Annotated in this window: 10 protein-coding genes and 1 other annotated feature; of the genes, 2 read left to right on the forward strand and 8 right to left on the reverse strand. The window is 28.4% G+C overall.

Translation table 11 applies throughout. The features are described from left to right. Positions 1–86 precede the first annotated feature (86 nt). A complete protein-coding gene (locus N4A48_RS10625; protein WP_293665910.1) occupies positions 87–1,220 on the reverse strand; it encodes a tetratricopeptide repeat protein in 1,134 nt (377 codons plus the stop codon). A gap of 11 nt (positions 1,221–1,231) precedes the next feature. After that, positions 1,232–2,989 carry a B12-binding domain-containing radical SAM protein gene (locus N4A48_RS10630; protein ID WP_293665912.1) on the reverse strand — a complete coding sequence of 586 codons (1,758 nt, stop codon included), beginning with the start codon at positions 2,987–2,989 and terminating at the stop codon, positions 1,232–1,234. Positions 2,990–3,168: 179 nt separating this feature from the next. On the opposite strand from N4A48_RS10630, the gene N4A48_RS10635 reads away from it, so the two are divergent. Further along, complete coding sequence (locus N4A48_RS10635) at positions 3,169–3,753, forward strand: zinc dependent phospholipase C family protein (RefSeq protein WP_293665913.1); 585 nt, start codon at positions 3,169–3,171, stop codon at positions 3,751–3,753. A 105-nt stretch (positions 3,754–3,858) separates the two neighbouring features. Then, positions 3,859–4,053: a hypothetical protein gene (locus tag N4A48_RS10640; protein ID WP_293665914.1), complete on the forward strand. Its 195-nt coding sequence runs from the start codon at positions 3,859–3,861 to the stop codon at positions 4,051–4,053. Between the two features lie 347 nt (positions 4,054–4,400). Here N4A48_RS10640 and N4A48_RS10645 read toward each other — a convergent pair whose 3' ends face one another. From N4A48_RS10645 to N4A48_RS10670, 6 genes are all read right to left on the reverse strand, one after another. After that, positions 4,401–5,336, reverse strand: a complete 936-nt coding sequence (locus N4A48_RS10645) for a hypothetical protein (protein WP_293665915.1) — start codon at positions 5,334–5,336, stop codon at positions 4,401–4,403. Between the two features lie 250 nt (positions 5,337–5,586). Next, on the reverse strand, positions 5,587–7,293 hold the full coding sequence (gene argS, locus N4A48_RS10650) for an arginine--tRNA ligase (RefSeq protein ID WP_293665916.1): 1,707 nt from the start codon (positions 7,291–7,293) through the stop codon (positions 5,587–5,589). 68 nt (positions 7,294–7,361) lie between these two features. Next, positions 7,362–7,592, reverse strand: a binding site (T-box leader). A 54-nt stretch (positions 7,593–7,646) separates the two neighbouring features. Further along, complete coding sequence (locus tag N4A48_RS10655) at positions 7,647–8,672, reverse strand: alpha-hydroxy-acid oxidizing protein (RefSeq protein WP_293665917.1); 1,026 nt, start codon at positions 8,670–8,672, stop codon at positions 7,647–7,649. Then, the gene (locus N4A48_RS10660) at positions 8,659–9,129 is read right to left on the reverse strand and encodes a DUF523 domain-containing protein (protein WP_293665919.1); all 471 of its coding nucleotides are present in this window, start codon (positions 9,127–9,129) and stop codon (positions 8,659–8,661) included. The genes N4A48_RS10655 and N4A48_RS10660 overlap by 14 nt, the downstream gene beginning before the upstream one ends. Positions 9,130–9,140: 11 nt before the next feature. Beyond that, the gene (locus N4A48_RS10665; protein WP_293665921.1) at positions 9,141–11,513 is read right to left on the reverse strand and encodes an endonuclease MutS2; all 2,373 of its coding nucleotides are present in this window, start codon (positions 11,511–11,513) and stop codon (positions 9,141–9,143) included. A 19-nt stretch (positions 11,514–11,532) separates the two neighbouring features. Further along, on the reverse strand, positions 11,533–11,697 hold the full coding sequence (locus tag N4A48_RS10670) for a hypothetical protein (RefSeq protein WP_293665922.1): 165 nt from the start codon (positions 11,695–11,697) through the stop codon (positions 11,533–11,535). Positions 11,698–11,953: the final 256 nt, after the last annotated feature.

The raw sequence follows: 11,953 nt of genomic DNA on the forward strand, positions 1-11,953 counted from the left end.
AAACTCATAACGTAATTTATATTTATCCATAGATTAAAGAGGAATATAATTTCCTATTCGTTATAAAAAAATACGAGAAGTAATAATTACTTCTCGTATTTTTTCAACTCATTAAGGCAAGCCATTGTAACTTCATCCTCAGGATTTAAAGTAAATGCTTTTTCTATATAGAATTTAGCTTCATCTAAATTTCCAGTTTCAAGGTATGCCATTCCCAAGTTACACATAACCTCAGGGTCTTCTTTTATCTCTAAAGCTTTCTTAAACTCTTCTATTGATTTTTCTAAGTTTCCAGTAGCAGCATAACAAAGTCCTATCTCCACTATACTATCTATTTGTGTTGGATTTAGCATCAATATTTTTTCAAAATACTTTATAGCTTCATTTATATCTCCTAATTGTCTATATGCAAGACCTATAAAGAATAATAAATTCCACCAGTCAGGATACTCTTCCTTTAATGGAAGTAACTTTTCAAGACCTTCTTCTGGATTTCCTTGCAGTACAAGATTATATCCTTCTTCATAATCTACCTTATCTTCAATCTTTTTTAATTCATTTTTTATTTCCATAACTGTATTTTCATCCAGTTCACATTTTAAAGCTCTATCCCAAGTAATCTTAGTTTTTATATATTGTTTTTGATTATAGTAATGGTATCCAAGATGATAATAAGCAAGACCAAAATTAGGGTCTATATCAACTATAGTTTCTAATTTGTCTAAAGCTTCAAGAAGAAAATCATTCATCAATTTTTCTTCTTTATTTTTTTCATGAATTTTAGCTATATCTTGGCATACTAGAGCATAATTATAAATACCATTTATATTGTCGTTATTTAAAGTTATAACAGACTTAAAGTAAATTAATGCATCCGTAAGTTCTTTTTCATTAGCTTTTTTAACTCCCATATAACCTATGTATTCTTCTATTCTCTCATCAAATGCATATAAAAACTTTTTGTATTCTTCATTATATCTAAAGCTTGAATCAATACCTATTATGTATATCATCCCATTAGCTAAAGACGATAATGTTATTGATTCTTCTGCACTTTTGTCCTTTATTCCTTTAACTAGTTCATCATTAAGTATAGGAACATCTATTCCTTCTTTTGGAATAGTATATCCCTTAACAGGAATATTTGCATCCTCTTTTATACTTAAAAAAGCCAAGTTTTCAGTCTTAACTAATAAACGTTTTTCTATATTGAACTTCATGTTATTACCTCCTAAATAACAACTTTATATGAATTACTTTTTTCAAACACTTTTTTATCTAAGTCATAAACAAACAATATAGTATTCATTTCTTTATCAAGCTTTTGATGTATATTTTCTTTAAGCTTTAATACACTGTAATTAAAAGGTTCAAAATGAACATGTTTGATTATATTTTTAGCTGGAGTATTTTCAAACTTCGGAGTATACTTTTTAACATTTTCCTCATTTTTTAAGAATATATGACATCTATTTTTAAAATCATCTATTTCTATCTTGTCAAACATATTAGGTGAAGATGATACTCTTCCAAGAGAAATATAATCGTATTTAAGTACATCCTTGAATATATCAATATCCTCCTTTATAAAATCAGTGTAAAAATCAAGTAATATCTTATATAACTGATTCTTTCCTTGTGATACTTTAAAGTGCCCTTTATCTTCCCAATAAAAAGATAAATCTTCAAATAACTTAAAAGCATCATCACTATAATACTTCTTTATTATATAGTCCATAGAAAGCTTGAAATTATTTGAATTATAATAAATTTCAAGAACCTCCTCTATGTCCTTTATCTTTAATATTTCATCATACGTCATATATTTATTTCCTAATACTTCATAAGGAGTATAATCTTTAAATATATACTCATGCTTTTTAGAATTTTTTCTAATACCCGATCCCTTTAGCATTTTCAAAAATCCAAGCTGCAACTGCTCTATATCTAGATTGAATACAGTATTAAATGAATTTCTAAAACTCTCATAATCCTCATACGGAAGACCTGCAATTAAGTCTAAATGCTGATGTATATTTTTAAAACTTGAAACCTTATTCACAACATGAGATAATCTTTCAAAGTTTTGAGTTCTGCCTACCTCTTTTAAAGTTTTTTCATTTGTAGATTGAACCCCTATTTCAAACTGAAAAAGTCCTGGACTACACTTTGATAAAAACTCTAACATATCATCATCTATCAAATGAGCTGTTACTTCAAAATGAAAGTTAGTAAAGCCATTATCATTTTCCATAATAAATCTCATTATATCAAGTGCATATTCTTTTTTTGCATTAAAAGTCCTATCAACAAACTTAACTTGCTTAACACTTGCATCTATCAAGTTTTTAAGCTCCATTTTCACTCTATCTATATCAAAGAATCTAAGGCCTTTTATAGTAGATGATAAGCAGTATTGACAGTTAAAAGGACATCCTCTTGATGTTTCATAATACACAATTCTATTTTCATATTCTTTTTTGTCTATGTTTTCATAAGGACTAGGTATTATGTTAAGATCCTGTATTAACTCTCTTGGTTTATTAACCATTACAGCTTCATCTTCTCTATAAACAAGACCATCTACATTATCAATATCTTTTTTTCCTAAAGAATACTCTATAAATTCTCTAAAAGTCAACTCTCCTTCTCCATAGATTATATAGTCTATGCATTTATGCTCCCTCATAAATTCTTCAAAATCATAAGAAACTTCTGGTCCACCAAGTAATATTTTAATATGAGGGCTTACTTTTTTTAAGTTTTTACAAATTTTTATAGTATCATCTACATTCCATATATATGTAGAAAATACTACTATATCAGATTTTTGCTTATAAATTTCTTTTAATATATAATCTACACTATTGTTTATAGTGTACTCAGCAACAGTAATATCAGCTAAATCCTTACAAAAACTATTTAGATATCTAATAGCTAAATTTGTATGAATAAATTTTGAATTAAGAGTAGTTAAAAGTATTTTCATTATAATCCGCCCTTTCCTAATGATGCATCATTATATATTATCATAAAAGAAAAAATTCGTCTATTCACTAGTACGATGACTCATTTTGTTAAATAAAGTAAATACATCATTTATGTTTGAAATTTATTATCATCTGATTTAAAATAGAATTAAGAGACAATTGAAAGAAGGTGTTACTTTTGTTAGTTCAAAGTCACAATATTATAGCAAATCATATACATTACAATATAAAAAACAACTTAAATATAGATTTAAATCGCAAACTACTAGCATATGGAGCTATGAAACCAGACATAGCTCCTAGACTTGCTGTGAAAAAACACTATAAAGATCAAAGTTTTGATTTTGTTTTAAATGAAATATTAAAATTGATAGACAATGGTCTTAGAGAAAATCCTATATCTATAAATAGATTTTCTACAAATCTTGGAGTTATAAGTCATTTTCTATCTGATTTTTTTTGCCTTCCACATCACAATAGAGAATATTATCATGACAAGCTATTTGAGCATTTAAAATATGAAAAAGACCTACATAAACACTTTGTAAGTTTTGAGGGTCTTAATAATGTCAAATCTCCATATATAGAAAAAATAGATAAGGAAAATATAAAAAACCTTATAGAAGAGCTTCACTATGACTATACTCAAAATAAAATGGGATTTCAAAACGACGTTACAAGTTCTATAAATATATCAAGTGCAGTTGGTATGATAATTGTTGAGAATTCATTAATAGAATCATTCAATAAAGTTACAGTTTAAATATCATTATTCATCATTATTTTTGTACTTTTTGAAGGTTTTTAAACTATTTTATAGAAATTTAAGTAATAACATTACTTTTAGTTGTGAAAGGAGCTCGTTATTATGGAGTCATTTGATAAAATATCTATAGCTCAAATTTCAAAAAGAGATCTGCTTTTAATAGTTAAATCTTTAGAATATACATACGAAAATACTAAAATAGATGATTTTATTAATTTAAGAAATAATATGATTAAAGAACTTTGCTTTTTAGCAGAAGCAAGTGAAGATGATTTTTTAAAATTTCTAGAAGCATAAAGAACTTATATGTGGGTTATCAAAATATGTCTATGAAAATACCGCTCTTGCAACGATATTTTGAATAAAACTAAGCTTTTGTCTTATTATTAATCCTAAAATTTATGGACTCCCTACGGTCAAACACATAAATTTTTTAACGGATTATTAAACGCCAAAAACTAAGTTTTATTAATCAAAATATCTAAAAGCAATAGCTAACATTTTCATAGACATATTTTTAGTTCTATTTCCTATTACCCAATAATATTTTTCCCCATTTAAATTCAAAAATGAAGTCTATTAAAATATTGCTTAAATAGCGATATTTCAATAGACTTCATTTTTTATTTAACCACTAATTTAAATTAATTATCCCTTTTAAATTTAAACTCATATTCTCCAGATTTTGATTTTACCTTTATATAAAGCATATCTTCTTTAATATTCTTATCTATAACCACTACATTATTCAATATAGGATTGTACACTGATTCTCCTACATTTAAATTTATAAATTCTCTTGGATGACTACTTTGAGTATACGATTTTTTGTTTATTTCATATTTTCTAAGTTTTATAATGTAATTACCTAGAGATTTAATAAAATCCAAATCCGATATATTTAAATCATCAACTTTAAACCCTAAAATACCGAGTATAGAATTTTTAAGACTTAAAAGACTTTGATTATTCTCATTAAAATCTTTTATATAAACTTGATATAATACTCTAAAAAATCCATCTATTATATTTTCTTCTTGCAGTTTTTCTATTTTTTCATCTATACACTTATCTATTTTTTGAATAAATTTTATTCTACTTCTCTCAAATTTTATAATATCTTTTTTATCTATATTTTCATTAAGTGTAACTCCTATTATATGTTCTTTCATATTTTGAAGTAATTCATTAAAATCAATATTCTTATTCTCTATAAGAGTATGAATTAAAAAATTATAGGATATACCTACCATGATATATTCATAATCTCTTATATTTTCTTTATGTAATTTGCAGTAATAAAATATATTCTTTATAATTTCCCCCTGTGATTTTTCTAAATTTATATTGGAAAGTATTATAGGAAGTACATAAGTTATGTCATGTAGATAGTCGTCATTTTTGACACCATAATATTTATAAAATACTAATTCTTCTCTTAATCTTTTATAGTCTACATATACAGTCTTTGTAGTTTTATCATCAATTAAACATTTCGTAACTATTTTTATAAAATCATATAAATACTTTTTATTATTTATAAAAGAATATATATAAGAATTTTTAATTCTATTTTCCATATAAACCTCCCAAATTTTAATTAAGTCTTTATTGTATTAATAGTTTTCCCAAATCCACCAAAAAATTCACTACATGCTAATGCATTACTACATACCAATGATTTTCTTACAGAAAAAAATAGCAGCCGCTAAGCTGCTATATAGGGGGGCAGTAGCATTGGTCTTAGTCACCGTGCCACTATTCTATATTTTTTATATATTTATTATATAATAATATATTTTTAGATGTAAAGCTTTATTTTTCGACAAACTACATTCTCTCAGGAGCTTCTACTCCAAGTAAAGAAAGTGCATTTTTTATAGTTTGCTTTGTAGCTAAAACAAGAGCAAGTCTTGCCTTTCTAACTTTTTCATCTTCTACTATTATAGAATTATCATGGTAGAACTTATTAAATGCTTGTGCTAAATCAACTACATATCTTGCTATTATATGAGGCTCGTTGTTTTTGATTACATCTTCTACAGCTTTAGGTAAGTTTCCTATTTCCTTTATAACATTAACACTATCATCATCTGATAATATAGAAAAATCAACGTCTGAAGTTACTTCTTCATTTGCTTTTCTAAGAACAGAGCAAGCTCTAGTATGAGTGTATTGAACATACGGTCCTGTTTCTCCCTGAAAATCTAAAGTTCTATCCCAAGAAAACTCATAATCCTTTATTCTATTGTTTGATAGTTCTTGGAATACTACAGCTCCTACTCCTATTTGCTTAGCTATAGTATCTATATTCTCAATATCTATATTTTTCTTTTGATTTTTTATTATTTCCTTAGTTGCATCTATTGCTTTGTTTAAAACATCTTCAAGGAAAACTACTCTTCCTTTTCTTGTAGACATAGTTCCTTCTTCAAGACTTACCATTCCAAATGGAACGTGTACACAGTCTTTAGCCCAATCAAATCCCATAAGTTCTACAACCTTCATCCATTGCTTAAAGTGAAGTATTTGTTGCGATCCAACTACGTATATATTTTTATAAAAATCATATGTTTCTTTTCTATAAGTTGCAGCTGCTATATCTCTTGTTAAGTAAAGAGTTGACCCATCACTCTTAGTTATAAGTGCTGGAGGCATATTATATTCTTCAAGATCTACTATATTAGCTCCTTTAGATTCCTTTAATATATCTTTTTCTTTCATTATATCTATCATTCTAGGCATTTTATCAGAATAGAAACTCTCTCCTGCATATGAATCAAATTCTACTCCTAGTAAATCGTAAACTCTATTAAACTCTTCTAAGCTCACTTCTCTAAACCACGACCATAATTTAACTGCTTCTTCTTCTCCATCTTCAAGCTTTCTAAACCACATTCTAGCATCTTCGTCCATTGATGGATCTTTTTCAGCTTCATCGTGGAACTGAACATACAATTTAAGTAAAGTTTTTATAGGAGCTTGTTTTACTTCTTCTTCATCTCCCCATTTTTTGAATGCAACTATAAGCTTACCAAACTGTGTTCCATAATCCCCTAAATGATTTATTCTTATAGTATCAAATCCTAGTGCCTTATATGCCTTATAAAGAGAATTACCTATTACAGTACTTCTGATATGTCCTATATGAAAAGGCTTAGCTATATTAGGAGATGAGAATTCAACTATAACTTTTTTACCTTCTCCTAAATTACTCTTACCGTAATCATCTTTTTTATTTAAAACCTCTGTAACTACTGATTTAGCTAAAGAAGATTTATCTATGAAAAAATTTATATAAGCTCCTGCCGTCTCTACTTTTTGTATTAAATCAGTTTTTTCTATCTTTTCACAAAGCTCACTTGCTATCATATTAGGAGCTTTTCTAAAAACTTTAGCTAATTTAAAGCACGGAAATGCATAATCTCCCATATCCTTGTTTGGTGGTATTTCTATTAAAGAAATAATCTCTTCTAAACTTAAATCTGAAACTTGAGCTGATATAATATCTGCTACCTCTAATTTAAAATCCTTCATTTTCTATTCCTCCTATATATCTATCTTTGTTGAATATTTATATAATGCAAAAAACTCCCATCTCTATAAAAAGAGACGAGAGTTATATCCCGTGTTACCACTCTTATTGATATATACCATATTATCTATACTATATATCCACTCATATGTTTTTAACGTAAACAACCCGTATTTCCCTACTTAAATTTCAGAAAATATTCTCAAGGATGCGTTTCAATAAGACTATGTTGCTAGACTTTCACCAACCACTAGCTCGCTAAAACAATCATCATATCTACTTTTCCTATCATAGAATTTGTAATTTCAGTTTTACAATGTATATTAACAGAATTTCAAAATAAAGTCAAGCCGTTTTATTTATTTAAATTAACTATCTTTGTTTCATCTATTGATTTTATATTATTGCACCCTGTAAGTATCATAGCTTGCTTTAATTCATTTTTGAAATTATTTATAACTAGTTCTACACCTTCTTGTCTTCCTCCATACGATCCCCATATTATAGGTCTAGCAGCTAAAACTGCATCTGCTCCAAGAGCTATATATTTTAATATATCAACACCTTGTCTTACAGATCCATCTGCAAGTATAGTTATCTTGCCTTTTACTTTCTTGGCTATTTCAGGAAGAACCTCTGCAACTCCTAGTGTATGATCTAATATTCTTCCGCCATGATTAGAAACAACTATAGCAGCAGCCCCTACTTCAACAGCAAGTTCTGCTTCATCAGCAGTCATTATCCCTTTTAGTATAAAAGGTAGCTTAGTTGATGCTACTAACTCTTTTAATTCTTCTACAGTCTTAGGACCTACTGGTTGTCCATGAAGTGCCATAGTTATAAGTCCAGCTCCATCTATATCTACTCCTACAGCTAAAGCCCCTGCCTCTTCTGCTTTTCTTATGTTTTCTATTATCTTTTCATTTTCTCTAGGCTTTATTATAGGCACTCCAAATCCATCAACCTTTTTTAGAGAATTTAGTCCATCTACAAAAAATTGAGGATTACCACTGTCACCAGTCATAGCAAAAGTTCCTGAGTTTATACTTCCAATAACCACATCATCACTATACTCTTCTTCAGTTAAAAATCCTCCCATATTAATAGAACTACCTGTAACAGGAGCTGCTATTAAAGGTATATCTATTTTCTTACCAAATATTTCTGTGCTCATATCAGGATTTTTTGCATTATGTATTGTTCTCAAGTTTACTTTAATATTGTTTAAAGATTCATAGTTTCTCTTAAATGTACTTCCAGTCTTAGTTCCTCCCATTCCAGGAACCTTTCCTGAACATAGGTTTCCATCACATTCTCTACAAAGACCACAGTATCCTTTCATTCTTTCTCTTGCAAGTTTTTTCACTTCATTTAAGTCCATTTTCTTCTCCCCCTTCAAAGTATTTTTCTGATTTTAAATCTATACCATCCTTTATTAAAAGAGCGGCAGTTATTCCATATCCATCTATAAGGTTTGATTTAAAGCTTCCATCATATACTTGATTACTTCCACAGGAAGGGCTTTTTTCCTTTAATATAGCCTTATTTATTCCTAAATTTCTACATATTTTTAATGTCTCATATGCACCCTTTAAAAATTCTTTGGTTACATCTAATCCTTCTTTATTAATAACTTTAGCCTTACCATTTATTACATCATCAGCACTTCCTCCAACAATTTCTGCTGGAATTCTAGGGGTACAAAGCCCCCCTAGTTGTTCAGGACATACAGGAACTATATTTTTATCCTTTAAATAATTTATAAGCTTATCATTCTTGTTATTGCCTCCATTGTACTTACAGTCAACTCCAATTAAACAAGCAGAAACCAAAATCACACTACCATCTCCTATTTAAATTCAACTATAGTAACTCCTGCTCCACCTTCTCCATATATTCCATCTCTATAACTTTTTATATGTTTATGTTTTTTTAACATTTCCTTTATTCCAGCTTTTAATACACCTGTTCCTATACCATGTATTATAGTAGCCTTTGCTGTCCCTGCTAAATAAGCATCATCTAAATATTTATCTACCTCTACCATAGCTTCTTCAAGGTTCATACCTCTTAAGTCAATTTCTTGCTTTATATTAAATTTCTTTTTCTTAAGTATCTTACCTGCACCAGATTTTAGAACATCCTTCTTACTCGATTTTATTTGCTCTAAAGATGCAAAAGGCAGAGTCATCTTCATAATACCTATTTGAACCAAAGCTTCTTTTTTATCGTTATCAACAGATAATACACTTCCCTGCTGGTTAAGTGTTACTACCTTTACATCATCTCCAGCCTTTAAGTTCTTGATAGCTTTTTTAGCAACCTTAGGTACTATCATATCCTTTACATTAGAATGTAGACCCTTCATTGACTCGTTCATTTCTCTTCTTAAGTTTTCTATCTCTCTATTTTTATCTTTATCCACACCATGCTTTTGAAGCTTTCTAATTTCTTTAATTATCATATCAGCTTCTTCCTTAGAATCCCTCATAATCTTTAAAGCATCTCTTTTGGCTTCATTGATTATTTTATCTCTTTGAACTGATATCCTCTCAGTTTTTACAAGAAGTTCTTCTTTTAATTTTCTAACTTCTTCTCTAAGTCTTTTAGCTTCTTCTTTTTCTTTTAATGTTTCTATTCTATTCTTTTCTATATTTTGAAGTAAATCCTCAAACTCTATATTTTCACTGTTTATAAAGTTTTTAGCCTTTTGTATTATATAATCACCAAGTCCAAGCCTTTTAGATATTTCAAATGCATTTGACTTACCAGGAACTCCTATTAAAAGCTTGTACGTAGGACTTAAAGTTTGAACATTAAATTCTACTGCAGCATTTTCAACTCCTTCTTTAGTAAGTGCATAGTGCTTAAGTTCACTATAGTGAGTTGTAGCTATTGTAATAGCCTTAAGATCATATAAATCATTAAGTATTGCCATTGCAAGTGCAGCTCCCTCAACAGGATCAGTACCAGCTCCAAGTTCATCAAATAATACAAGTGAATTAGTAGTTACTTCCTTTAATATATCAACAATATTAGTCATATGAGATGAGAAGGTTGATAAACTCTGCTCAATACTTTGCTCATCTCCTATATCTGCAAATATATTATCAAATATACACATATAACTTCCATAATCTGCTGGTATATGAAGACCACTTTGAGTCATAAGAGAGAATAAACCGACCGTTTTAAGAGTTACTGTCTTACCTCCAGTATTAGGACCAGTTACAACTAATGTATTAAATTTTTTTCCAATCCATATATTACTCGGTACAACCTCTTTTGGATCAAGTAAAGGATGTCTACCATTTTTTATATTAAGACTTTTATCCTCACTTATCGTAGGTTCAATAGCCTTCATTGAAAAAGATAATTTACCCTTAGCAAATATAAAATCTACCTTTCCAAGTATTTTTCCATTAGATATAATTTCATCTGCAACCTCTCCAATAAAGCTTGAAAGTTCGCTAAGTATTCTCTCTATCTCTTCTCTTTCTTTAAGCTTAAGCTCTCTTAACTCATTGTTCATATTTACAATAGACATAGGTTCTATAAATAAAGTAGCACCAGATGAAGATTGATCGTGTATAATTCCGGCTACATTCGATCTATATTCTTGTTTTACAGGTACTACAAACCTATCTCCTCTTACAGTAATTATTGCATCCTGTAAATATTTTTGATAAGTTGTTGAAGATATTATAGAGTTAAGCTTTGATCTTATAGATTGATTCTTTTGAACAATTCCACGTCTTAAACTCTTAAGAGTATGACTTGCATTATCAGACATCTCTACTTCACTTACAATAGAATTAAATATTTTATCCTCTATATCCTTAAAAATATGAAGACTATCTGTTAAAGACTGTATTATAGGATACGATTCATCTTCTGATTTTCCTATACTATTTTTTAAAACTCTAGCACATCTTAAAGTATCTGCAACCATTAAAAGCTGTCCCATATCTAGAGATGAACCTATTTTTGTCTTCTTTGCAAGCATCTCTACATCATGTATTCCACCAAGAGGAACAGATCCTCTTTTAATTATTATAGACTGAGCCTCACTTGTTTCCTTTTGCATCTGAACAACTTCCTCACGATTAGTAGATGGAGCTAACTCATCTACATATCTTCTTCCAAGTGATGAAGCTACCTTTCCTTTTAACATATCTATTATTTTAAAATATTCTAAAACTCTTAATGATTTTTTATTCATATTTCCTCCTTAAAATTACCTAAATGTCATTCTTATCTATATATATATCTAGAGCCTTTATTCCTCTTCTCGCAAGCTTGATAAATAGTATAAAACAGTAAATACTAATCCCAAAAACTCCTAACATAAATATCATATATATAAACATAAAGCCGCCCACAAATGATGGATTACCTATATCCATAATTATCACCCCTTAAATTTAACCCTAACTTATATTTTATCAATAAAAGCTATTATATGTAAGTATAAAAATTTTTTTTACCCATTTGTATTATTAGTATATTTTTTTATTAATATAATCTATTGTGCTAGTTGAAATCAATTTACTTAATATGGTAAATTGATTTCAACAAAAAAATATCCTCTTAACTTCAAACGTATGGTTATATTATCCAAATGCTAAAGACTTAATTCTTGATATATCTTCATCTTTTCCA

The sequence above is a fragment of the Tepidibacter sp. genome, assembly GCF_025210165.1.
Lineage (GTDB): Bacteria > Bacillota > Clostridia > Peptostreptococcales > Peptostreptococcaceae > Tepidibacter_A.

Bases quoted from the DNA above. Each gene is read 5' to 3' on its own strand.
- N4A48_RS10625 (WP_293665910.1), bottom strand. From the start codon at position 1,220: ATGAAGTTCAATATAGAAAAACGTTTATTAGTTAAGACTGAAAACTTG.
- N4A48_RS10630 (WP_293665912.1), bottom strand. From the start codon at position 2,989: ATGAAAATACTTTTAACTACTCTTAATTCAAAATTTATTCATACAAAT.
- N4A48_RS10640 (WP_293665914.1), top strand. From the start codon at position 3,859: ATGGAGTCATTTGATAAAATATCTATAGCTCAAATTTCAAAAAGAGAT.
- N4A48_RS10645 (WP_293665915.1), bottom strand. From the start codon at position 5,336: ATGGAAAATAGAATTAAAAATTCTTATATATATTCTTTTATAAATAAT.
- argS (WP_293665916.1), bottom strand. From the start codon at position 7,293: ATGAAGGATTTTAAATTAGAGGTAGCAGATATTATATCAGCTCAAGTT.
- N4A48_RS10655 (WP_293665917.1), bottom strand. From the start codon at position 8,672: ATGGACTTAAATGAAGTGAAAAAACTTGCAAGAGAAAGAATGAAAGGA.
- N4A48_RS10665 (WP_293665921.1), bottom strand. From the start codon at position 11,513: ATGAATAAAAAATCATTAAGAGTTTTAGAATATTTTAAAATAATAGAT.
- N4A48_RS10670 (WP_293665922.1), bottom strand. From the start codon at position 11,697: ATGGATATAGGTAATCCATCATTTGTGGGCGGCTTTATGTTTATATAT.